At 73.8% G+C, this 22615-nt stretch carries 18 protein-coding genes and 1 pseudogene; 9 read left to right on the plus strand and 10 right to left on the minus strand.

Annotated elements, in window-relative coordinates:
- Positions 1-933: a LipP1 family hormone-sensitive lipase gene (gene lipP1 / locus LN037_RS01360; RefSeq protein ID WP_230749089.1), complete on the minus strand. Its 933-nt coding sequence runs from the start codon at positions 931-933 to the stop codon at positions 1-3.
- Positions 934-1050: 117 nt separating this feature from the next.
- On the opposite strand from lipP1, the gene LN037_RS01365 reads away from it, so the two are divergent.
- Both LN037_RS01365 and LN037_RS01370 read left to right on the plus strand, forming a co-directional pair.
- Complete coding sequence (locus LN037_RS01365; protein WP_230749090.1) at positions 1051-2349, plus strand: PucR family transcriptional regulator; 1299 nt, start codon at positions 1051-1053, stop codon at positions 2347-2349.
- 110 nt (positions 2350-2459) lie between these two features.
- Complete coding sequence (locus LN037_RS01370) at positions 2460-4205, plus strand: acyl-CoA dehydrogenase (protein WP_230749092.1); 1746 nt, start codon at positions 2460-2462, stop codon at positions 4203-4205.
- Here the strand turns inward: LN037_RS01370 and LN037_RS01375 are convergent.
- The 3 genes from LN037_RS01375 to LN037_RS01385 form a co-directional block, all read right to left on the minus strand.
- A complete protein-coding gene (locus LN037_RS01375) occupies positions 4118-4555 on the minus strand; it encodes a tetratricopeptide repeat protein (protein ID WP_230749093.1) in 438 nt (145 codons plus the stop codon). The genes LN037_RS01370 and LN037_RS01375 overlap by 88 nt on opposite strands.
- Positions 4552-4731: a hypothetical protein gene (locus tag LN037_RS01380; protein ID WP_230749095.1), complete on the minus strand. Its 180-nt coding sequence runs from the start codon at positions 4729-4731 to the stop codon at positions 4552-4554. Before LN037_RS01380 ends, LN037_RS01375 begins: the two co-directional genes overlap by 4 nt.
- A gap of 140 nt (positions 4732-4871) precedes the next feature.
- Positions 4872-5183 carry a tetratricopeptide repeat protein gene (locus tag LN037_RS01385; protein ID WP_230749097.1) on the minus strand — a complete coding sequence of 104 codons (312 nt, stop codon included), beginning with the start codon at positions 5181-5183 and terminating at the stop codon, positions 4872-4874.
- A gap of 100 nt (positions 5184-5283) precedes the next feature.
- On the opposite strand from LN037_RS01385, the gene LN037_RS01390 reads away from it, so the two are divergent.
- Complete coding sequence (locus LN037_RS01390) at positions 5284-6564, plus strand: acetyl-CoA hydrolase/transferase family protein (protein WP_230749098.1); 1281 nt, start codon at positions 5284-5286, stop codon at positions 6562-6564.
- On the opposite strand, the gene LN037_RS01395 is transcribed toward LN037_RS01390, so the two are convergent.
- Positions 6565-7161, minus strand: coding sequence for a TetR/AcrR family transcriptional regulator (locus tag LN037_RS01395; RefSeq protein WP_230749099.1), 597 nt, complete (start codon positions 7159-7161; stop codon positions 6565-6567).
- A gap of 70 nt (positions 7162-7231) precedes the next feature.
- Between LN037_RS01395 and LN037_RS01400 the strand changes: the two are divergent.
- From LN037_RS01400 to LN037_RS01410, 3 genes and pseudogenes are all read left to right on the plus strand, one after another.
- A pseudogene (locus tag LN037_RS01400) lies at positions 7232-7950 on the plus strand (SDR family oxidoreductase).
- 47 nt (positions 7951-7997) lie between these two features.
- Positions 7998-8408: a DUF1707 SHOCT-like domain-containing protein gene (locus LN037_RS01405; protein WP_230749101.1), complete on the plus strand. Its 411-nt coding sequence runs from the start codon at positions 7998-8000 to the stop codon at positions 8406-8408.
- 47 nt (positions 8409-8455) lie between these two features.
- Positions 8456-9349 carry an SMP-30/gluconolactonase/LRE family protein gene (locus tag LN037_RS01410; protein ID WP_230749102.1) on the plus strand — a complete coding sequence of 298 codons (894 nt, stop codon included), beginning with the start codon at positions 8456-8458 and terminating at the stop codon, positions 9347-9349.
- On the opposite strand, the gene LN037_RS01415 is transcribed toward LN037_RS01410, so the two are convergent.
- Positions 9346-10527: a glycosyltransferase gene (locus LN037_RS01415; RefSeq protein WP_230749104.1), complete on the minus strand. Its 1182-nt coding sequence runs from the start codon at positions 10525-10527 to the stop codon at positions 9346-9348. The two genes, LN037_RS01410 and LN037_RS01415, sit on opposite strands and share 4 nt — an antisense overlap.
- Positions 10527-11504 carry a glucosyl-3-phosphoglycerate synthase gene (locus tag LN037_RS01420; RefSeq protein WP_230749106.1) on the minus strand — a complete coding sequence of 326 codons (978 nt, stop codon included), beginning with the start codon at positions 11502-11504 and terminating at the stop codon, positions 10527-10529. Before LN037_RS01420 ends, LN037_RS01415 begins: the two co-directional genes overlap by 1 nt.
- A 43-nt stretch (positions 11505-11547) precedes the next feature.
- On the opposite strand from LN037_RS01420, the gene LN037_RS01425 reads away from it, so the two are divergent.
- The gene (locus LN037_RS01425) at positions 11548-12528 is read left to right on the plus strand and encodes a Gfo/Idh/MocA family protein (RefSeq protein WP_230749108.1); all 981 of its coding nucleotides are present in this window, start codon (positions 11548-11550) and stop codon (positions 12526-12528) included.
- Positions 12521-13606, plus strand: a complete 1086-nt coding sequence (locus LN037_RS01430) for a zinc-binding dehydrogenase (RefSeq protein ID WP_230749109.1) — start codon at positions 12521-12523, stop codon at positions 13604-13606. The genes LN037_RS01425 and LN037_RS01430 overlap by 8 nt, the downstream gene beginning before the upstream one ends.
- Positions 13607-13608: 2 nt before the next feature.
- Here the strand turns inward: LN037_RS01430 and lpdA are convergent, their stop codons facing one another.
- From lpdA to aceE, 3 genes are all read right to left on the minus strand, one after another.
- Entirely contained in the window at positions 13609-15396 is a 1788-nt protein-coding gene (gene lpdA / locus LN037_RS01435; RefSeq protein WP_230749111.1) for a dihydrolipoyl dehydrogenase, read from the minus strand.
- 96 nt (positions 15397-15492) lie between these two features.
- Positions 15493-16848, minus strand: coding sequence for a 2-oxo acid dehydrogenase subunit E2 (locus tag LN037_RS01440; protein WP_230749113.1), 1356 nt, complete (start codon positions 16846-16848; stop codon positions 15493-15495).
- Between the two features lie 32 nt (positions 16849-16880).
- Positions 16881-19604 carry a pyruvate dehydrogenase (acetyl-transferring), homodimeric type gene (aceE, locus tag LN037_RS01445; RefSeq protein ID WP_230749115.1) on the minus strand — a complete coding sequence of 908 codons (2724 nt, stop codon included), beginning with the start codon at positions 19602-19604 and terminating at the stop codon, positions 16881-16883.
- 266 nt (positions 19605-19870) lie between these two features.
- Between aceE and ppdK the strand changes: the two genes are divergently transcribed.
- On the plus strand, positions 19871-22546 hold the full coding sequence (gene ppdK / locus LN037_RS01450) for a pyruvate, phosphate dikinase (RefSeq protein WP_230749117.1): 2676 nt from the start codon (positions 19871-19873) through the stop codon (positions 22544-22546).
- Positions 22547-22615 lie beyond the last annotated feature (69 nt).

Below are 22615 nucleotides of genomic sequence, written 5' to 3' on the forward strand. Positions count from 1 at the left end.
TCACCTCTCCAGGGCGGAACGCAGGGCGGCGACGGAGTCGTCCACGAGCCGGGCACCCGACGGCGTGGCACCGAGCGTCCACAGGAAGCCGTGGATCATGCCGTCGTAGCGGGTGTTGCTGACCTGGCCGCCGGCCGCGCGCATCGACTCGGCGTAGGCCTCGCCCTCGTCGCGCAGCGGGTCGAACTCGGCGGTCGCGACGAAGGCGGGCGGCAGGTCGGCGAAGGACGCGGCGCGCGCCGGGAAGACGGTCTGGTCCTTGTCCGGGTCGGACGCGCCGAGGTAGTGCGCCCAGAACCACTGCATCGTCGCGCGCTGCAGCAGGTAGCCCTCGCCGTTCTCGGCGTGCGACGGCGTGGTGAAGGCGAAGTCGGTGACCGGGTAGATCAGCAGCTGGAACGCGATGGCGGGGCCGCCGTGGTCGCGGGCGTGCAGGGAGACCGCCGCGGCGAGGTGGCCGCCCGCGGAGTCGCCGCCGACGGCGAGCCGCGACGGGTCGACGTTCAGCTCCTCGGCGTGCTCGGCGACCCACGCGGTCGCGGCGAAGCAGTCCTCGAAGGCCGCGGGCTGGGGGTGCTCGGGTGCGAGCCGGTAGTCCACCGACACCACGACGACGTCCGCGGCGTTGGCGATGGAGCGGCACGGCCGGTCGACGGTCTCGAGGTCGCCGATCACCCAGCCGCCGCCGTGGAAGTACACCAGGACGCCGCGGACCTTCTCGCCCTTCGGCACGTAGATCCGCACCGGGATGTCGCCCGCCGGGCCGGGGATCGCCCGGTTCGAGATCGTGCCGACGTCCTCGGCCGGCGGCTGCAGGTCGAGGAACGCCGCCGTGGCCTGACGGGCCTGCGGCACCGTCATGCACTCGAAGGGCGGGCTGCCCATCTCGGCCAGCGCGTTCAGCAGGGCCTGGGCCTCGGGGTGCAGGGGCACGGAATCTCCTCGTCTCGTCGGGACCCCAACCGTGACCCGGGACACATTCCGCCGCTTCGTCCCCGGGAGACGAAGCCCGGCCGCTGGTTCGTCCGCGGCTGCGGGTCTACCGTCACGGTGGCGGGCGTCACAGGGGACGGTGGTCTGGTGCGGGAGCTCAACGGCACGCTGCCCCGTCCCGACGACAGGTCGGCCGCGGTCGCCGCGGTGGCCGCCGGTCTCGCCCGCCACCGGGACGAGATCTCCGACGCCATCCGCGACCTGCTCGCCGCCCGCATCGACGAGCTGCGCGGCGATCCCGGCCTGATCGACCTGCTCGGGGCGAGCGTCGGCGGCAACGTCGAGACGATCCTGCACGTCCTGGCGCACGACCTGCCCCCGCGCGAGGTCGAGGCGCCGCCGGCCGCCGTCGAGTACGCCCGGCGGCTCGCGCAGCGCGGGGTGCCGGTCAACGCCCTCGTCCGCGCCTACCGCCTGGGGCAGGCCCACCTCATGGAGTGGGCGTTCTCCTGCGTGGAGGCCGCCGTCGAGCGGGACCGGGTCGCCGCGGTCTCCCAGCACGTCGTGCTGACCGTCTTCGAGTACGTCGACCACGTCTCGCAGCACGTCGTCGCCGTGTACGAGGCGGAACGGGACCGCTGGCTGGAGAACCGGCACGCGATCCGCGTCGCCCGCATCCGCGACGTGCTCGACCGCCGGGCGCCGTCGGGGGCGGACGAACGCCGAGCGGTCGAGTCCGTCCTCGGCTACCGCTTCGGGCGGGAGCACCTCGGGCTCGTGCTCTGGCTCGACGAGCCCCCGACGGCGGGTCCGGCCCTGGTCGCGCTCGAGCGCTGCGCCGACGCGCTCGCCCTGGCCCTCGACGCGCAGGGGCGCGCCCTGGTCGTCCCCTGGGACACCACGAGCGCGTGGGTGTGGCTGCCGGGCGTCGTCGAGGTGTCCCGGGAGACCGTGTCGGCGGTGGTGCGCCGGGGCGGGGAGCCGGTCCGGGTGGCGTGCGGGGCACCGGCCGCCGGCGTCGAGGGCTTCCGGGCGACGCACGAGCAGGCGCTGCGGGCCCGGGCGGTCACGCTCGCCGCCGGCGAGGACGCCCCGGCCGTGACGTTGTTCGACGAGGTGGGGGCGGTCGCCCTGCTCTGCGCCGACCTCGACGGGGCCACCGCCTGGGTGAAGCGGGTGCTCGGTCCGCTCGCCGAGCCCGGTCAGACGCGCGCCCGGCTGCGCGAGACGTTGCGGGTCTTCCTCGCGACCGGCGGCAGCAACGCGGCCACCGCGACCCAGCTCGGGGTGCACCCCTCGACGGTCAAGTACCGGGTGCGCCGGGCGAAGGAGATCCGCGGCCGCCCGGTCGACGGCGACCGCCTCGACGTCGAGCTGGCCCTCCTGGCCTGCGCGTGGCTGGGGGCGGGCCGGTAGGTCCCGCTCCCGGGAGTCGCACCAGACATGCCCGACGCCCCGCGAACCTGCCTCACGTGCACCTCGCCGTCCGCCGGCCGACCCGGCGGACCCTGGCGCATGATGGTCCGGTGACCTCCCGGATCCTCGACCGCGCCGACCTGGACTTCCTCCTCCACGACTGGCTGCGCGTCGGAGACCTGCTCGACCGCGCGCCGTTCGCGGAGCACGACCGCGAGACGATCGACGCCGTGCTCGACCTCGCCGAGCAGATCGCCACGGAGCGCTTCGAGCCGCACAACCGGGCCGCCGACCTCGCCGAGCCCCACCAGGGACCGGACGGGAGGGTCGTCCTCGTCGACGGGGTGAAGGAGGCGATCCAGGCCTTCGCCGAGGCCGGGTTCCTCGCCGCGTCCGTCCCGGCCGAGCACGGCGGCACCGGGCTGCCGTTCACCGTCGCCCGCGCCGCGCTCGCGTGGTTCCAGGCCGCCAACATCGGCACCGCGTCCTACCCGTTCCTGACGACGGCCGCGGTCAACCTGCTCCTCGCCCACGGCACGCCGGAGCAGGTCGAGGCGTGGGTGCCGGGCATGCTCGACGGCTCCACGTCCGGGACGATGTGCCTCTCCGAGCCCCAGGCCGGCTCGTCGCTCGCCGACATCACCACCCGCGCCGAGCCGCAGCCGGACGGGTCCTACCGCGTCGTCGGCACCAAGATGTGGATCTCGGGCGGCGAGCACGAGCTGACCGACAACATCGTCCACCTGGTGCTCGCCAAGATCCCCGGTGGTCCGCCCGGGGTGAAGGGCATCAGCCTCATCGCGGTGCCGCGCGTCCTCGACGACGGCACCCGCAACGACGTCGTCCTCGCCGGGCTGAACCACAAGATGGGCTACCGCGGCACGGTCAACACGCTGCTGAACTTCGGTGAGCGCGAGGGGGCCGTCGGCTGGCTGGTCGGCGCCGAGCACGGCGGCCTCGCCGCGATGTTCCACATGATGAACGAGGCACGGGTCGGCGTCGGGATGGGCGCGACCGCCCTCGGCGTCACCGGCTACCTGCACTCCCTGGAGTACGCGCTCACCCGCACGCAGGGTCGCGCCGTCGGCGGCCGCGACGTCTCCACCCCGATGATCCCGATCGCGCAGCACCCCGACGTGAAGCGGATGCTGCTCGCGCAGAAGTCCTACGCCGAGGCCGGGATGGCGCTCGGGCTCTACTGCTCGCGGCTGGTCGACGAGAAGGACACCCACCCCGACGACGAGTCGCGGGCGCGGGCCGCGCTGCTGCTCGACGTGCTCACCCCGATCGCGAAGAGCTGGCCCTCCCAGTGGTGCCTGGCCGCGAACGACCTCGCGATCCAGGTGCTCGGCGGCTCGGGCTACACCCGCGACTTCCCCGTCGAGCAGTTCTACCGCGACAACCGGCTGAACCCGATCCACGAGGGCACGCACGGCATCCAGGCGATCGACCTGCTCGGCCGCAAGGCCGTGATGCGCGGCGGGGCCGGCCTGGACCTGCTGCTCTCGACCGTCCGCGACACGATCGGCCGAGCGGGCGACCAGCAGGAGTACGCCGCCGCCCTGGAGGCCGCGCTCGTGCGGATCGAGAAGACCACCGCCACCCTGCACGCGGCCGGCGACCCGGACGTCACCCTCGCGAACGCGAGCGTCTACCTCGAGGCCGTCGGCCACGTCGTCGCCGCGTGGATCTGGCTCGAGCAGCTGCTCGCCCTCGGGCAGCGGGACGACGCGTTCGCCGCGGGCAAGCGCGCCGCCGCCCGGTTCTTCTACCGCTTCGAGCTGCCCCGCACCGGCCCCTGGTTCGACCTGCTCGACTCGCTCGACACCACCACGCTGGAGTGGGACCCGAGCTGAGCCGCGCACCGTTCCAGCAGGTACGCCGCGTAGGCATCGGCCGGGTGGTCGGCCAGCAGCCGCCGCAGGTGGGCGGCGGCCGGCCGCCACTGCGCCGACGACATCAGCGCCTCCACCAGGAGCACCCGCGGCACCGGGCTCGAGAGGTCGTCCTCGACGACCGTCCCGAGCAGCCGGGCCGCCTCGCCCCACTCCCCGCGCTCGCCGTGCCGCACCGCGGCACCCCACCCGTCGTCGGGATCGTCGGATCCGTTCCCGACGACGGGTGGTGCCACCGGGCCGGCGGGCTCCGCCGGCCGCACGTCGAACGCCGTGAAGCGGCGCAGCGTCAGCCGCCACTCCCCGCTCACGACCGCATCCGCGCCGCGAGCACGACCACGTCCCCCAGATCGTCGAGGTCGAGCTCCGCCGCGCACCACAGCTGCAGCCGCTCCGCCTCCTGCCGCGAATAGGGCCCGAAGCTCTCGATCCCGCCCGTCTGCGGGTCCGAGAGGACCACCACCCACGGCTCCCCCACCTGCGTCATGCCACTCCCTCGCCGTCGTGTCGACGAGCCGGATATCGGCGGGGGACGGCCGGACGTCAGCCGCGTGACGCGGGACGCTCACATCGAGTAGTGCGCAACCGACCTCGGCGTGTCGTTCACTCACACGGCCCAGCGAGAGGCTAGGCAGCCGCGCCGAGCGCGGCGGCGAGGCGCAACGGGCCCGTCGCCTCGTCGTGCCTCCCCTGCCGCTGCAGCGACCGACCGAGCAGCAGGTGGGCGTACCCGTCGTCGGGACGGTCGGCGACGAGCAGGCGGGCCTGCTCCTCGGCCCGGCCCAGCTGCGCGGAGTGGTAGTAGGCACGCGCGAGCAGCAGCCGCGCCGCCGAGGCGTCCGGCTCGGCCTCGACGAGCTCGGCCAGCACGCGGGCGGCGTCGATCCACTGCCCGAGCTCGGCGTGGAAGGTGCCCCGGTCCCAGAGCGTGGTCTCCATGTCGCCTCCTCGCTTGACGTGTCAACCCTCCAACCGGGAGTTCGCCCACGTTGTTCCAGTCGCCGGTGGAGCCGGCGGCCCCGGCGGGTACGGCTCGACCATGACCGCTCCGCTGTCCCCCGACGAGGCCCGCGCGCGCCTGCGCACCCTCGTCCCGCCCGGGGCCGACGTCATCGTGCCGATCGGACAGGGCGAGCCGCAGACACTGCTCGACCTGCTCGAGTCGATCGCCGACGAGCTCGACGGCGTGCGGGTGCACCGGATGGACCCGTTCGTCGAACGGCCGTACATCCGCGGGGAGTTCGGCGACCGGCTGCGCCACGTCGACTACTACCTCGGCCCGGGCTCGCGCGAGGCCTACCGGAAGGGGACGTGCGACCTCGTCCCCAACCACTTCTCCGAGATGCCCCTGCTGCTCCGGCAGGCCACGAAGCGCACCGTGGTCCTCGCCGCGGCCGCCGGTCCCGACGACGAGGGCCGCTTCAGCCTGGGCACGAACGCCGACTACGTCGCCTCGATGATCGGCGAGGTCCCCTTCCTGCTGGAGGCCACCTCGGCGATGCCGTTCACCCGCGGCGAGAACCTGCTGCGCGCCGACCAGGTGGCCGGGTGGATCGCGACCGACCGCGCCCTCCCGCCGGTGCGCCACCGCGACCCCTCCCCCGCCGACCACGCGATCGCGGAGCTGGTGGCCGACATGGTCCCCGACGGGGCGTGCCTGCAGATCGGCGTCGGCGGCACCCCGGGCGCGGTCACCGCGGCGCTGACCGGTCACCGTGACCTCGGCATCCACACCGAGTGCCTCGCGAGCGGCCTCGCCCACCTCGTCGACCTCGGCGTCGTCACGGGAGTCCGCAAGAAGCAGCGCCCGGGCGAGCACGTCACCACCTTCTCGATCGGCGACGAGGCGATGCACCGCTGGCTCGACGGGCGCACCGACGTCATGTTCCTGCCGGTGGAGTGGACCAACGACCCCCGCGTGGTCGCCGAGGAGCCGAACTTCGTGTCGATCAACGCCACCACGGAGGTCGACCTCATGGGCCAGGCGGCCAGCGAGACGATCGCCGGCCGGTACTGGTCGTCCTCGGGTGGCCAGTCCGACTTCGCCCGCGGCGCCATGTACTCCGAGGGCGGCCGGGCGTTCCTCGTGACGCACGCGGCGACGTCGTCCGGGATGTCGCGCATCCGCGCCCAGCTCACGGCGGGCAGCGTGGTCACCACGCTGAAGAACACCGTCGACCACGTCGTGACCGAGTACGGCGTCGCCTCGCTGCGCGGACGCTCGATCGCCCAGCGCGCCCGGGAGCTGATCGCGATCGCCGCCCCGGAGCACCGCGACGAGCTGCGGTACGAGGCGAAGCGGTTCGAGCTCCTGCCGTAGTCAGCCGGCAGCGCCATCGATCAACGCCCGGGCGGCCCGCCGGGCCCGGGTCGCGGTCGGCACGTCGGTGACGCGGTCGGCGGTGAGGAAGCCCTCGGCGTCGAGCGTGGCGTAGCCGTGGGCGAGGGCGACGACCTGCTCGGTGAGCTCCAGCGCCCCGTCGCCGGCGATCTCGCGGGCGGGGTCGAGGAACAGCGCCATCACCGCGCGTCCCGCCGCTGCGAGGTCGGCGTCGCGCGCCGCCCGGAGCGCCGGCGCGTAGACGACGTCGAAGCCGGTGCGGTGCTCGGCGACGAACACCGCGTACGCGCCCGCCGCCGCGGCGAGCCGGTCGCGGGGGTCGTCGTCGGTCGCGGCCGCCGCGACCGCCGCCGCCAGGCGCTCGGCGGCCCGGGCGGCGACGGCGGCGAGGAACCCGTCGCGGTCGGTGAAGTGCCGGTACGGGGCGGCGGTGCTGACACCGACGCGCCGCGCGACCTCCGCCACCGAGAACCCGGCCGGACCCGCCGTCGCGAGCTGCTCGAGCCCGGCGTCGAGCAGGGCCGACGGCAGGTCGCCGTGGTGGTACCGACCGCGCTGTCGCGGGCCTCCGGGCATCGACCCTCCAACGATGTGAGAGGGCTGTTACTCTAGCAAGTGATAGACCTATCACATCAAGGAGCGCACCATGGACGCACCCGTCGTCGTCATCACCGGGGCGAGCAGCGGGATCGGGGCGGCGACCGCCCGGCTGCTGGCGGGGCAGGGCGCGCGGCTGGTCCTCGGCGCCCGGCGGGCCGACCGCCTCGAGTCGCTGGCGGCCGAGCTCGGCGGGGAGGTCCGCACCCGCGCGACGGACGTGCGCTCGCGCGCGGACGTCGCCGCGCTCGTGGACCTCGCCGTCGCGGCGTTCGGGCGGCTGGACGTGTTCGTCGCGAACGCCGGCATCGCGCATGTGGGCCCGCTCGACGAGCAGCCCGTCGACGCGTGGGACGAGATGATCGACGTCAACCTGCGCGGCGTGCTGCACGGCGTGGCCGCCGCCCTCCCCCTGTTCCGGGCGCAGTCCGCGGGCCACCTGATCAGCATCGTGTCGACCTCGGGGCTGCGCATCGTGCGGACCAGGTCGTCTACGCCGCGACGAAGAACGCGGTGCGGACCCTGTGCGAGGGGCTGCGGCAGGAGGCCGGACCCCACCTGCGCGTCACCGCGATCTCCCCCGGGTTCACCGCCACCGAGTTCGTCGACGCGGTGGCCGACCCGACCCGTCGTCGGGAGTACCAGCGGCAGATGACGGAGATCGCGATGCCGCCGGACGCGATCGCCCGTGCGGTCGCGTTCGCGATGGCGCAGCCGCCCGGGGTGGACGTCGGGGAGATCGTCGTCCGGCCGACCGCGCAGAATTGAACGTCGACCTCACGGCACGAACGCCGATCCGGGCGCACCATGGAGGCATGGACCACGACCCCGCGGACCGGCCGGCCGAGACGCCCCGCCTGCGGGTCGGCCACGACGAGCGCACCGCCGCCATGCAGGCGCTCGACACCCACCTCGAGGCCGGGCGCCTCGACGTGGCCGAGTACAGCGACCGCTCGGCCGCCGCGGGCGCGGCGGTCTACCGCGACGAGCTCGACGCCCTGTTCCGCGACCTGCCGGAGCCGCACCTCGCCCCGGCCGGACAGGTCGTCCCGGCGCAGCCGCACCTGCCCGTACGGCACACGGTGTGGCCGGTCGCCCTGATCCCGGTCGTGCTGGCGCTGGGCATGGTGACCCTGACCGTGCTCGGGCACCCGGTGGGCTTCGTGATGTTCCCGCTGCTGTTCCTGCTGATGGGCACGCTCGGACACCGCCGCCGCCCGTTCTGAGGCAGTAGGTTCCTCCCGCCGCACCGTCGAGGCCAGGAGGTCCGTACATGAGCCGCGAGATCCGCACCGTCGTCGACGGCCTGTCGTTCACCGAGTGCCCGCGCTGGCACGAGGACCGGCTGTGGTTCGTCGACTTCTACACCCACCGTGTGCTCTCGGCCCGCGAGGACGGCGCCGACCTGCGCACCGAGCTCGAGATTCCGGCACAGCCCTCGGGCATCGGCTGGCTCCCCGACGGTCGGCTGATCGCGGTGTCCGCGCTCGACCGCCGGATCCTGCGCCGGGAGGACGACGGGTCGGTCGTGACCCACGCCGACCTCTCCGACCACGTGCCCGCGCAGCTCAACGACATGGTCGTCGACTCGACCACCGGCCGCGCCTGGGTCGGCAACTTCGGCTTCGACCTCATGGGCGGCGCCCCGGTCGCCCCGACGACGGTCTTCCGCGTCGATCCCGACGGCTCGGTGACCGCCGCGGCCGAGGACCTGTGGTTCCCCAACGGCAGCGTCGTCTCCGGCGGCACCCTGCTCGTCGACGAGACCTTCGGCAACCGCATCAGCGCCTTCGACATCCACGACGACGGGTCGCTCGGCCCGCGCCGCGACTGGGCCACGTTCGGCGCGCTGCCGACGTCGTCCGACCTCGGGACGGTGCTGGGCGGCCAGCTCGTCGTCGGCCCCGACGGCTGCTCGCCGCGGCTCGACGCCGAGGGGTGCCTGTGGGTCGCGGACGCGCTGGGCAACCGGGCGATCCGGGTCCGCGAGGGCGGCGAGATCGTCGACGCCGTGGAGGCGGGCACCGGCGTGTACGCGTGCGGACTGGGCGGGTCCGACGGCCGGACCCTCTACCTCTGCACCGCGCCGGACTTCCACGCCGAGGCCCGGCGCGCGGCCCGGGAGGCGGCCGTGCAGGCGGTCACCGTGGACGTGCCGGCCGCCTAGACGACATCGAGCGCGGCGCCCTCCCGGGCCCGGGCCAGCACCCGGCCGTACAGGTCGAGGTAGGCCCGGGCCATGATCTCCGGCGTGTGGCGGGCGGACGCGGCGGCCCGGCACGCGGCGCGGTCGAGCGCGGTCTCGCCCCGCGCGGCGAGGAACCCGGCGAGGGCGTCCTCGTCGTCGGGCGCCACGAGGTGGCCCGTCCGGCCCGGGTCGAGCAGCTCGGGCAGGCAGCCCCGCGCGTAGCCCACGACCGGTGTGCCCAGCGCGAGCGACTCGACGACGCCGGTGCCGCCGGGCTCGTCCCAGTGCAGGGGGCAGAGCTGCGCGCTCGACCCGGCGAGCAGCCGGTCGCGGTCCTCGCCGTGCAGCGCACCCGCCCACCGCACGAGGTCGTCGTCGAGCAGCGGGGCCACCGCCTCGAGGAACCAGGTGACGTCGGGGTGCTCCCGCGCCCGCGGGTCGGTCGCGAGGGCGTGCCGGAGGGCGGCCGGGTCGCCGTACGGGCCGACGGGGCCGGCGAGCACCACCCGCCGTCCGGTCCGCCGGGCCAGCCGGGCCGCGACGTCCTGCCCCTTCGCCGGGGTGAGCCGCGCGAGCACCACCAGCCGGTCCTCGACGACGTCGGGCGGGCGGCGGGTCGTGGCCAGCGGCGTCGCGAGCGGGACGTGGCCCAGCGCGTGGGCGCGCAGCGCGGCGGGCGCCCGGGCGAGCTGGTCGGCGGACACCCCGTTGACGAGGACGCGGCCCCGGCCGTCGAACCGGCCGTACAGCTCGGGGTGCTTCGTGAGGTCCCAGTGCAGGGTGTGCAGCACGGGCGGCCCGGCGTCGGCGTAGGCCACCAGCCCCCACGCCTCGAGGTGGGAGTGCACGAGATCGATGTCGGAGCGGGCGCGCAGCTCGGCGCGGACCCGCTCGACGTGGGCGGCGGCGATCCCCATGACGCGGTTGTAGGGCGCGGCGAGCGCGGCGAAACGGGGTTCGTCGAAGGCGGACAGCCGCTCGTCGACCGCCAGCCGACTCGTCCCGACGGTCGCGAGCACGACGCGCACCCCGAGCCGGCGCAGCTCCGGAACCAGGGTCGCGACGACGGCCTCGATCCCGCCGTAGCCCTCCGGGGGCACCGGCAGCCACGGTCCCGCGTCGAGCAGGACGGTCGGGCCGGCCCCGGAGGTGGTCATCACGCCACCGGCCGCCCGGCGAGCAGCTCGCGGACCGGCGGACGTTCGGTGACGGCGACGTCGGTGACCACCACCTCGCGGTCCAGGACGTCCGCCGTCGGCGTGTCGGCCCGGTGGAACTGCACGAGCGTCGGCGCGACCGGCAGGCGGACGAGGACGCCGTCGCGCTCGAGGCGGACGGCGGCCGCGAGCTGGATCTGGGCCGCCATCCGCCCGAGGGTGTGCAGGTCGTGGTGGCGGTGGACCCGCACCCCGAGGTCGACCTGGGCCATGGCGTCGAGCCCCACCCGGTCGAGGACGTCGACGAGCATGCCGAGCTCGACGCCGTAGCCGGTGAGGAACGGGATCGCCTCGAGCAGCTCGCGCCTCGCGGCGAACTCCCCCGCCAGCGGCTGGACGAACCCGGCGAGCGCGGGCCACGCGAGGTTGATCAGCGGCCGGGCCAGCAGCTCCGACACCCGGCCCCCGCCGTCGACGTCCACGCCGCCTCCGACGATCAGCGGCCGGTGGTAGAAGCCCTTGACGAAGGCCACGCCCGGATCGTCGAACAGAGGCCCGAGCAGGCCGGTCACGAACCCCGGACCGAAGTCGCGCAGGTCGACGTCGACCGCGACGACCAGGTCGCCGGTGCAGGCGATCAGCCCCTTCCACAGGGCCTCGCCCTTCCCCTCGGCGGCGGGCAGGTCCGGACGCACCGCGTCCTGCGCCACGACCCGCGCGCCGGCCGCGGCCGCGACGGCCGCGGTGGCGTCGACCGAGCACGAGTCGACCACCAGGATTTCGTCCACGAGGCCGACGCGCTCGACCAGCACGTCCCGGATGACCGCCACGATCGCGCCGACGGTCTCGGCCTCGTCGCGGGCCGGGAGCCCCACGCTCACCCGCCGGTCGTCCTTGCGCTCCACCAGCTGGTCCAACGACCAGTCGTCCACGCGACCGGACCGCCGGGAGAGCCAGCTGCGTCCCTCGGGAAGCATGTCCCGTGGTGCCCGTTTCACCCGTTCGGGTACCAGCGTGTTCGTGACGGTGACCAAGAGCGACGTCGGCGTCCGTGTAGGTCTCGTCGGGGCGGGCGGGGTGGCGCGGCGCCACGCCGGGACGCTCGCGGCGATGCCGGAGGTGGAGCTCGTCGGGGTGGTCGACCCGGACGCCACCCGGGCCGCGGACCTCGCCGCGGAGGTCGGGACGACGCCCGCGGCCGACGTCGACGGACTGCTCGCCCGCGGCCTCGACGCGGCGTGGGTCTGCGTGCCGCCCGCTGCCCACGGCGAACCCGAGCGGCGCCTCGCCGCCGCCGGCGTCCACCTCTTCGTCGAGAAGCCCCTCGGTCTCGACGTCGCCCTGGCCGAGGACGTGCGGGACGAGGTCCGGGCGGCGGGCGTCGCGACCGCCGTGGGCCACCACTGGCGGTCCTCGGCCGTCGTCGCCCGCGCGCGACAGCTGCTCGCGGGGCGGAACGTCCGGCTCGTCGTCGCGACCTGGCTCGACCGGGTCCCGCCGGTGCCGTGGTGGTCGCAGCGGGCCGCGTCGGGCGGGCAGGTGGTGGAGCAGGCCGTGCACGTCCTCGACGTGGCACGGCTGCTCGCCGGGGAGGTCGTCGCGGTGCACGCCGTGGTGGACGCCGCGCCCCCGGCCGGCGGCGACGTCGACTCCGCCACCGCGGGCACGCTGCTCTTCGCGAGCGGGGCCGTGGGAACGGTGGCGGCGACCTGCCGTCTGGGGTGGAAGCACCGCGCGGGCGTGGAGGTCTACGCCGACGACCTCGCCGTGACGATCACCGAGGACAAGCTCGAGGTCCGCGACCCCGAGGGGACGTGGTCGGTGGAGGTGGACCCGGCCGTGGCGCGCGGCGCCGCCGACCGCTCCTTCGTCGACCACCTCCTGGGGCGGCCGGGTCCCGGGACGGTCGTCGACTACGACGAGGCCCTCCGCACCCACCGGCTGGCGTGCGCGCTCGCCGACGCGGCCGCCTCCGGCGCGACGATCCGGCTCGATGGCTGACCGCGCGCAGGTCCTCGTCGTCGAGGCTCCCGGGCGGGTCCGCCTCGTTCCCGACGACGAGCCGGGCCCGCTCCCCGACGACGGGCTCGACGTCCGCACCCGGTACTCCGGCCTGTCCGCGGGCACCGACCTGAGCTGGGTCAAGGGCACCAACCCGATGCTGCACCACGCGTGGGACCCGGAACTCGGCCTGTTCGACCCGGACCGTCCGGGGACGGGCTATCCCGTCCGGAAGGTCGGCTACATGCAGGTCGGCGAGGTCGTCGCGGCCGGGCCCGCGGCCCCGCACACCGTGGGCGCGCACGTCGCCATGACCTACGGCCACCGCACCGCCCACCGGGCCGACCCGGCCCGCGAGCGGATCGTCGCGCTACCGCCCGACCTCGACCCGGTGCTCGGCATCTACGCCGCGCACATGGGCCCGATCTGCGCCAACGGGGTGCTGCACGCCGCCGCCGAGGAGGGGTCGGACGCGCTCGGGGGCGGCGTCGTCGACCGGACGGTGGCCGTGGTCGGTGCGGGGGTGGTCGGGCTGCTCGTCGGCCTGTTCGCCGCCACGCTGGGCGCGGCGTCGGTGACCGTGCTCGACCCGACCGCGGAGCGTCGCGCCGTGGCCGGGGCGCTCGGGCTCGCCACGCGCGACCCGGGGGACGTCTCCGACCTCAAACGCGGGTGGCGGCACGGCCCCGGCGACCACGGCGCGGACGTCGTGTTCCAGTGCCGCGGGCGGTCGGCCGCCCTGGCGCTGGCCCTGCGGCTGCTGCGCCCTCAGGGCACCGTCATCGACCTCGCCTTCTACGCCGACGGCGCGGACGCGGTCCGGCTCGGCGAGGAGTTCCACCACAACGGGCTGGGCGTGCGGTGCGCGCAGATCGGGCGGGTGCCCCGGTCGCTGCGCGGGGCCTGGGACCGCGACCGGCTGTCGGCCGCGACCCTCGACCTCCTCGCCGCGCGGGGCGCCGACCTGCTCGCGCACGTGATCACCGACCGGGTCCCGCTGGCGGCCGCCCCCGAGCACCTGACCGCCCTCGCGGACGGCCGGCGCCCGGTGGGCGTGCAGACGGTGTTCACCGCCTGACGTCAGGCCTTGGCCGGCTTCTTCTTCGGCAGGTACAGGTCGGTCAGCGTGCCCTCGAACGCGTCGGCCGCCATGCCCACGGTCTCCGACAACGTCGGGTGCGGGTGGATGGTCAGGCCGATGTCGGCGGCGTCGGCACCGAGCTCGATGGCCAGGGCCGCCTCGGTGATGAGGTCGGCCGCGGCCGGCCCCACGATCCCGGCGCCGATGATGCGGTCGGTCTCGGTGTCGAAGAGCAGCTTCGTCGACCCCTCGGAGCGGCCCAGCGACAGCGACCGCCCGGACGCCGCCCACGGGAACGTGCCGGTCTCGTACGACAGCCCCTGCGCCTTCGCCTCGTTCTCGGTGACCCCGACCCACGCGACCTCGGGGTCGGTGTAGGCCACCGACGGGATGACCTTGGCGTCGAACGCGCTCGGCTTCCCCGCGGCCACCTCGGCGGCGACCTTGCCCTCGTGCACCGCCTTGTGGGCCAGCATGGGCTGCCCGACGATGTCGCCGATCGCGAAGACGTGCCCGACGTTCGTGCGCATCTGCTCGTCCACGGCGAGGAAGCCACGGTCGTTCACGTCGACCCCGGCCGCGTCGAGGCCGAGCACCTTCCCGTTCGGGACCCGGCCGACCGACACGAGCACGGCGTCGAACGTGTCCTGCTCCGGCGCCTTCTTCCCCTCCATCGACACGACGAGGCCCTTCTCCGTCGCCTCGACGTTCGTGCACTTGGTGGAGAGGAAGACGTTCTCGTAGCGCGACCCGATGTGCTTGGCCAGCGGCTTCACGAGGTCCTTGTCGGCTCCCGGGATGATCTGGTCCATCAGCTCGACCACGGTGATCCTCGAGCCCAGCTCGGCGTACACCGTGGCCATCTCCAGGCCGATGATGCCGCCGCCGAGCACGAGCAGCCGCTCGGGCACCTCGGCGAGCTCCAGGGCGGAGGTCGAGTCGAGCACCCGCGGGTCGTCGTGCGGCACGAACGGGAGCTTCACCGGCTCCGAGCCGGCCGCCACGATCGCCTGGTCGAACCCGACGGTGGTGGTCGACCCGTCGGCCGTCGTGACCTCGACGCGGTGCGGGGAGACGAACCGGCCGACGCCCTGCAGGGTCGCGACCTTCCGCTGCTTGGCCAGCCCGGCGAGGCCGCCGACGAGCTTGCCGACGACGCCGTCCTTCCAGCTGCGCAGCTTGTCCAGGTCGATCTCGGGGGCGCCGAACGAGACGCCGTGGTCGGCCATCTCCTTGGTCTCGGCGATGACCTTGGCCGCGTGCAGCAGCGCCTTCGAGGGGATGCAGCCGACGTTGAGGCAGACCCCGCCGAGCGTGTCACGGGAGTCGACGACGAGGACGTCCATCCCGAGGTCGGCCGCCCGGAACGCCGCGGTGTAGCCGCCGGGTCCCGCGCCCAGCACGAGCAGCCCGACGTGCCGGTCCTCGGCGCCGTCCGACGCGGGCGTCGGCGCGGTGCGGTTCCGCTCCTTCGCGCCCGGCTTCTCGGTCTGCGTCGAGGCCTTCTTCGTCGGCGCGGGCGTGGCGGGCTCCGGCGAACCGCTGCCGACCGGCGTCACGACCAGGATCGCGCTGCCCTGCGAGACCCGGTCGCCGACCGCGACGCGCACCTCGGTGACCGTGCCCGCCACCTCGGCGGGGACGTCCATCGTCGCCTTGTCCGACTCCAGGGTCAGCAGCGGTTCGTCGAGGGCGATCTCGCTGCCCTCGGTCACGTGCACCTCGATGACGGGGACGTCGGTGAAGTCGCCGATGTCGGGGACCTCGACGACGACGGTGTCAGCCACAACGGAACCTTTCCGGAAGACGAGGGGTGGCCTGCGGCCAGGTGAGCACTAACGGTCGCTATAGCGACCTTTAGTGCTCACCTGCGCGAAGCGCACCTAGAGGAGCAGGCGGCGCTCGTCGCCCATGGTGTGGGCGACGTGCCGGGTGAAGCGGGCGGCGAGGGCGCCGTCGATGACGCGGTGGTCGTAGGAGAAACACAGCGGCAGCAGGGTGCGGGGCTCGAACTCCGAGCCGTTCCACACCGGCGCCACCCGCGACCGCACGACACCGAGGATCGCGACCTCCGGGGCGTTGACGATCGGCGTGAACGCCGTGCCGCCGATCCCACCGAGCGAGGAGATCGTGAAGGTGCCGCCCTTCATGTCGTCGCCGGTCAGCTTGCCGTCGCGGGCCCGCGCCGAGACCTCGCCGAGCTCCTTCGAGATCTCGACGATGCCCTTGCGGTCGACGTCGCGGATGACCGGCACCACGAGGCCGCCGGGCGTGTCCACCGCGACGCCGATGTGGTAGTAGCGCTTCAGGATCAGCGCGTCCTTCTCCGGGGTGAGCGAGGCGTTCACCGTCGGGAAGGCCTTGAGCGCCGAGACGCTGGCCTTCATGAGGAACGCGAGCAGCGTGACCCGGTAGCCCTCCGCCTTCGCGGCGGTGTCGAGCTCCTTGCGGTACCGGTCGGTGTCGGTGATGTCCGCGTCGTCGTTGTGCGTGACGTGCGGGACGTTCAGCCACGACCGGTGCAGGAACGGCCCCGAGATGCGGGTGATCCGCGAGAGCGGCTGCGTCTCGACCTCGCCGAACACCGAGAAGTCCTGGGCGGGGATCTCGGGGATGCCCGAGCCCCCCGCCGGCGCGGCGGCCGGGGCGGCCGGCGCCGAGGCCCCGTCGCCGCCGCGGACGAACGAGAGCAGGTCCTCCTTCGTGATCCGCCCCTTCGGCCCGCTCGCGCTGACCTGCGCGAGGTCGATGCCGAACTCGCGCGCGAGCTTGCGCACGCTCGGACCCGCGTGGGCGGGCAGCTCGGAGGCCGCGGGGGTGGCGGTCGACCGGGCGTCGGCCGGGGCGGACGACCCGTTCGACCCGCTGCGCGCGGACCCGTTCGACGACGGGCGCTCGGTGTCCGGCTCCTGCGCGGCGGCCTCGGTGTCGGCCTGCGCGGCGGCCCCGGACGGGGTCGGGGCGTCGCCGCCGTCCTCGGTCGGCTCGCCCTCCCCCGCGTCCAGCACGACGACGGGGGTGCCCTCGCTGACGGCGTCGCCGACGGCGACGAGCACCTCGGCGACCGTGCCGGCGTGCGAGGACGGCACGTCCATCGTCGCCTTGTCGGACTCGAGGGTGAGCAGCGGGTCGTCCACGGCGATGGTGTCGCCGGGCGAGACGTGGACCTCGATGATCGGGACGTCGGAGAAGTCGCCGATGTTGGGGACGGTGACCTGGGTTGCGGCGGGCGCCGACATCGTCTGTTGCCTCTCTGGCCGTACGGGCGGGGTCAGGCGTGCGCCGGGGCGGGACGCTCGGGGTCGATCTCGTACCGGGCGATCGCGTCCGCGACCACCGAGGCCTCGATCCTCCCGTCGCGTGCCAGCGCCGAGAGCGCCGCCACCGTGACGAAGCGCCGGTCGACCTCGAAGAAGTCGCGCAGCGCGGCGCGGTAGTCCGAGCGACCGAACCCGTCGGTGCCGAGCACCTCGTAGCGCCGTCCGACGACGAACGCCCGGATCTGGTCGGCGAACGCCCGCATGTAGTCGGTCGCGGCGACGACGGGCCCCTCGGGCCGGCCCTCGAGCTGCTGCTCGACCCACGACTTGCGCGGCGTCTCGGTGGGGTGGAGCAGGTTCCAGCGCTCGGTGTCGATGCCGTCGCGGCGCAGCTCGGTGAAGCTGGGTGCGCTCCACACGTCGGCCACGACGCCCCAGTCCGACTCCAGCATCTCGGCCGCGGCCAGCACCTCGTTGAGGATCGTGCCGGAGCCCATCAGCTGCACCCGCGGCTTCTGCGCGGCCTTCGACCGCGACTTCCGCGCGGGGACCGGCGCCCCCTCCTGCAGCAGGTAGAGACCCTTGATGATGCCCTCGCGCGTCGCCGCCTCGGCGGCGTCGTCGCCCAGCCCCGGCAGCGCGGGGTGGTGGTAGTTCTCGTTCATCAGGGTCAGGTAGTAGAAGACGTCCTCCTGCTCGGCGTACATCCGCCGCAGGCCGTCCTGGACGATCACCGCGACCTCGTGGGCGAAGGTCGGGTCGTAGGACACGCAGTTCGGGATCGCCGAGGAGAACAGGTGCGAGTGCCCGTCCTCGTGCTGCAGGCCCTCGCCGTTCAGCGTGGTCCGCCCCGCCGTGCCGCCGAGCAGGAAGCCCCGGGCGCGCAGGTCACCGGCCGCCCATGCGAGGTCGCCGACGCGCTGGAAGCCGAACATCGAGTAGTAGATGTAGAACGGGATCATCGGGACGTCGCTGGTGGAGTACGCCGTCGCCGCGGCGATCCAGGACGACATCGCGCCCAGCTCGTTGATGCCCTCCTGGAGCAGCTGGCCGTTCTCGGCCTCCTTGTAGCTCATCAGCTGCCCCTCGTCCTCGGGCGTGTAGAGCTGCCCGACCCGGGAGAAGATCCCGAACTGCCGGAACATGCCCTCCATGCCGAAGGTGCGGGACTCGTCGGGGACGATCGGGACGACCCGGTTGCCGATCTTCTTGTCCCGCAGCAGCGTGTTGAGCACGCGGACGAACGCCATCGTCGTGGAGATCCTCCGGTCGCCGGAGTCGGCGAGCTGCGCCCCGAACGCGGAGAGCTCCGGCACCTCGAGCGACTCCGACCGGGCGCGCCGCGCCGGCAGCGACCCGCCGAGCGCCTCGCGGTGCTCGCGGAGGTAGACGGCCTCCTCGGAGTCCGGCGCGAAGCTCAGGTAGGGCAGCGAGTCGATCTCCTCGTCGGAGATCGGCAGGTCGAACCGGTCGCGGAAGATCGTGAGCTGCTCGCCCGCCATCTTCTTCTGCTGGTGGGAGATGTTCTGGCCCTCGCCGGCCTCGCCCATCCCGTAGCCCTTGACCGTCTTCGCGAGGATGACGGTGGGGCGGTCCTTCTGGGCGGTCGCCGCCGCGTAGGCCGCGTAGATCTTCGACGGGTCGTGGCCGCCGCGGGTCAGGCCCCAGATCTCCTCGTCGGACCAGTCGGCGACCAGCTCCGCGGTCTCCGGGTAGCGCCCGAAGAAGTGCTCGCGGACGTAGGCGCCGTCCTTGGACTTGAAGGTCTGGTAGTCGCCGTCGACGCACTCCTCCATGAGCTGGTGGAGCCGTCCGGTGGTGTCGCGCTTGAGCAGCTCGTCCCAGCGGCTGCCCCAGATCACCTTGATGACGTTCCAGCCGGCGCCCCGGAACAGGCCCTCCAGCTCCTGGATGATCTTGCCGTTGCCGCGGACCGGCCCGTCGAGGCGCTGCAGGTTGCAGTTCACGACGAAGACGAGGTTGTCCAGGCGCTCGCGGCCGGCCAGCGAGATCGCGCCCAGCGACTCCGGCTCGTCCATCTCGCCGTCGCCCAGGAACGCCCACACGTGCCGGTCGGCGGTCTCGGCGAGCCCGCGGCCCTCGAGGTACTTGAGGAAGCGCGCCTGGTAGATCGCCATGAGCGGGCCGAGGCCCATCGACACCGTGGGGAACTGCCAGAAGTCCGGCATGAGCCACGGGTGCGGGTACGACGACAGGCCGTTCCCCCCGGTCTCCTGCCGGAAGGCGTCCATCTGCTCCTCGGACAGGCGGCCCTCGAGGAACGCGCGGGCGTAGATGCCGGGCGAGGAGTGCCCCTGCATCATCACCAGGTCGCCGCCGTGGTCGGACGACGGCGCGTGCCAGAAGTGCTGGAAGCCGGTGTCGTAGAGCGTCGCCGCCGACTGGAAGCTCGCGATGTGCCCGCCGAGCTCGGAGGACTCCTTGTTCGCCCGCAGCACGGTGGCCACCGCGTTCCAGCGGATCGCCGACCGGATGCGGTGCTCCACCGCGCGGTCGCCCGGGTGCGGCGGCTCGTCCTCGACGGGGATGGTGTTCACGTAGGGCGTCGTCGCCGAGTACGGGACCGGCGCGCCGGCCCGACGGGCCTGGCCGATCAGCTCGTCGAGCAGGTCGTGGGCACGCTGCGGCCCCTCCACCGCCAGCACCGACTCGAGGGCCTCGCGCCACTCGTCGGTGCCCTCGGGGTCGGGGTCGCGCTGGGTGTCGTCGAGCATGCGGAGCAGTCCTCGTTGATCGCTGTGGGCCGGAGCACCCACCCTGCCGTGCGAGCGGTCACGACGGAAGGTGAGCGGCGTTTCGCCTGAGCCATCGTTGAGCTTCGCCCTGTTACCGGCCGGTTGGAGGGGGTGCGGCGGGCCGTGGTGTGGGCTGGATCTACTGGATCGAGCGAGTCGGGCCCTGCGCCGGTCGGGGCATGGCCTCCATCCGCGTGACGTGCCACGTTCTCACCGGGTGTGTCGGTGGACCGGAGGGGTGGGCGATGACCAAGTACGTGTACGACTTCGCCGAGGGCGACAGGGACCAGCGCGACCTGCTCGGCGGCAAGGGGGCGAACCTGGCCGAGATGACCAACCTCGGCCTCCCGGTGCCCCCGGGCTTCGTCATCACGACGGACGCCTGCCGCGCCTACCTCGCGGGCGGCGCCGAGCCCGAGGGCATGGCCGACGAGGTCACCGAGCACCTGACCGCGCTCGAGTCGACGATGGGCAAGCACCTCGGCCAGGCCGACGACCCGCTGCTCGTCTCGGTCCGCTCCGGTGCGAAGTTCTCGATGCCCGGGATGATGGAGACCGTCCTCAACGTCGGGCTCACCGACACCTCGGTGCACGGGCTCGCGTCGCAGGCGGGCGACGACCGCTTCGCCTGGGACTCCTACCGCCGCCTCGTGCAGATGTTCGGCGCCACGGTGCTCGGGATCGACGCCGAGCACTTCCACGACGCGCTCGAGGCCGCCAAGGCGGCGAAGGGCACGAAGAACGACCTCGACCTCGACGCCGGCGACCTCGCCACCCTGGTCGAGACCTACAAGGGCCTCGTCCGGGAGCACGCCGGGCGGGACTTCCCGCAGGACCCGCGCGAGCAGCTCGACCTCGCCGTCCGCGCGGTCTTCGACTCGTGGAACTCCGAGCGCGCCCACATCTACCGCCGCCAGGAGCGCATCCCCGCCGACCTCGGCACCGCGGTCTCGGTGTGCTCGATGGTGTTCGGCAACCTCGGCATGGACTCCGGCACCGGCGTCGCCTTCACGCGCGACCCGGCGTCGGGCACCCGCGGCGTCTACGGCGACTACCTGCAGAACGCGCAGGGCGAGGACGTCGTCGCGGGCATCCGGAACACCTTGCCCCTGACCGACCTCGAGCGCCTCGACCCGAGCTCCTACCAGGAGCTCATGGGCATCATGACGACGCTCGAACAGCACTACCGCGACCTCTGCGACATCGAGTTCACCATCGAGCGCGGCAAGCTGTGGATGCTGCAGACCCGCGTCGGCAAGCGCACCGCCGCGGCCGCGTTCACCATCGCGACCCAGCTCGTCGACGAGGGCCTCATCGACCTCGACGAGGCCCTGCTGCGGGTCACCGGCCACCAGCTCGCGCAGCTGATGTTCCCCCGCTTCGACCCGGACGCCGAGAAGGAGCTCCTGACGACGGGGATGAACGCCTCCCCCGGCGCGGCCGGCGGGAAGGCGGTCTTCGACTCGGAGACCGCGATCGCCTGGGCGAGGCGCGGCGAGAAGGTCGTCCTCGTGCGCCGCGAGACCAACCCCGACGACCTCGGCGGCATGATCGCCGCGGAGGGCGTGCTGACCAGCCGCGGCGGGCGCACCTCGCACGCCGCGGTGGTCGCCCGCGGCATGGGCAAGACCGCCGTGTGCGGGGCCGAGGAGCTCGAGGTCGACGTCCGGGCGAAGAAGTTCACGACGGCCTCGGGCCGGGAGGTCCACGAGGGCGAGGTCATCGCCATCGACGGCACCTCCGGCGAGGTCTACCTCGGCGAGATCCCGGTGTCGGCGAGCCCCGTCGTCTCCTACCTCGAGACCGGCGAGGTCGATCCCGACGACGAGCTCGTCGTCGCCGTCGACCGGCTCATGTCCCACGCCGACGCCCGCCGGCGGATGAAGGTCCGCGCGAACGCCGACACCGGCGACGACGCGGCCCTGGCCCGCCGGTTCGGCGCCGAGGGCATCGGGCTGTGCCGCACCGAGCACATGTTCCTGGGCGAGCGCCGCTCGCTGGTCGAGGACCTCGTGCTGGCCGAGACCCGCGACGAGCGCGAGAAGGCGCTCGCCGCCCTCCTGCCGATGCAGATCGAGGACTTCACCGCGCTCTACCGGGCGATGGCGGGCCTCCCGGTGACGATCCGCCTGCTCGACCCGCCGCTGCACGAGTTCCTCCCCGACCTCACGGAGCTGTCGGTGGAGGTGGCGGTCGCCCGCGAGCGCGGCGAGCTGACCGACGAGCAGGAGGCGCTGCTGGAGAACGTGCGCCGGCTGCACGAGCAGAACCCGATGCTGGGGCTGCGCGGCGTCCGGCTCGGGATCCAGGTGCCCGGTCTGTTCGCGATGCAGATCCGCGCGATCACCCGGGCGGCGGCGACCCTGGCCGAGGAGGGCGTGAACGTCCTCCCCGAGATCATGGTGCCGCTGGTCGGCACGGTGCAGGAGCTGCAGGCGGTGGCGGCGGAGATCGCCCAGGTCGTGCAGGAGCCGGAGTCGCTGGTGGGCGGCGCCCCCGTCGAGCACCAGGTCGGCACGATGATCGAGCTGCCGCGCGCCGCACTGGTGGCCGCCCAGATCGCCGAGGTCGCGCAGTTCTTCTCGTTCGGCACCAACGACCTCACGCAGACGACGTGGGGGTTCTCCCGCGACGACGTCGAGAGCTCGTTCTTCTCCGCCTACCTCGACCACGGCATCTTCGGCGTCTCGCCGTTCGAGTCGCTCGACACCGTGGGCGTCGGCGAGCTCGTCGAGATCGCGTCGTGGCGCGGCCGCGAGGTGCGGCCGGACCTCAAGCTCGGCATCTGCGGCGAGCACGGCGGCGACCCGGACTCGGTGCACTTCTTCCACCGCGCCGGCCTGGACTACGTGTCCTGCTCGCCGTTCCGGGTGCCGGTCGCCCGTCTGGAGGCCGGCCGCGCGGAGGTGCAGCACGGCTGAGCACCCCCTGGGTGCAAGCAATGCGTCACTGCTTGCACCCAGTGCTAGGAACGCCACATCGTCGGACCC

It is taken from the genome of Actinomycetospora soli (assembly GCF_021026295.1).
GTDB lineage: Bacteria > Actinomycetota > Actinomycetes > Mycobacteriales > Pseudonocardiaceae > Actinomycetospora > Actinomycetospora soli.

Bases quoted from the DNA above. Each gene is read 5' to 3' on its own strand.
- aceE (WP_230749115.1), bottom strand. From the start codon at position 19,604: ATGCTCGACGACACCCAGCGCGACCCCGACCCCGAGGGCACCGACGAG.
- LN037_RS01380 (WP_230749095.1), bottom strand. From the start codon at position 4,731: ATGACGCAGGTGGGGGAGCCGTGGGTGGTGGTCCTCTCGGACCCGCAG.
- LN037_RS01415 (WP_230749104.1), bottom strand. From the start codon at position 10,527: ATGACCACCTCCGGGGCCGGCCCGACCGTCCTGCTCGACGCGGGACCG.
- LN037_RS01430 (WP_230749109.1), top strand. From the start codon at position 12,521: ATGGCTGACCGCGCGCAGGTCCTCGTCGTCGAGGCTCCCGGGCGGGTC.
- LN037_RS01410 (WP_230749102.1), top strand. From the start codon at position 8,456: ATGAGCCGCGAGATCCGCACCGTCGTCGACGGCCTGTCGTTCACCGAG.
- LN037_RS01390 (WP_230749098.1), top strand. From the start codon at position 5,284: ATGACCGCTCCGCTGTCCCCCGACGAGGCCCGCGCGCGCCTGCGCACC.
- LN037_RS01395 (WP_230749099.1), bottom strand. From the start codon at position 7,161: ATGCCCGGAGGCCCGCGACAGCGCGGTCGGTACCACCACGGCGACCTG.
- LN037_RS01405 (WP_230749101.1), top strand. From the start codon at position 7,998: ATGGACCACGACCCCGCGGACCGGCCGGCCGAGACGCCCCGCCTGCGG.
- LN037_RS01385 (WP_230749097.1), bottom strand. From the start codon at position 5,183: ATGGAGACCACGCTCTGGGACCGGGGCACCTTCCACGCCGAGCTCGGG.
- LN037_RS01440 (WP_230749113.1), bottom strand. From the start codon at position 16,848: ATGTCGGCGCCCGCCGCAACCCAGGTCACCGTCCCCAACATCGGCGAC.
- ppdK (WP_230749117.1), top strand. From the start codon at position 19,871: ATGACCAAGTACGTGTACGACTTCGCCGAGGGCGACAGGGACCAGCGC.
- LN037_RS01420 (WP_230749106.1), bottom strand. From the start codon at position 11,504: ATGCTTCCCGAGGGACGCAGCTGGCTCTCCCGGCGGTCCGGTCGCGTG.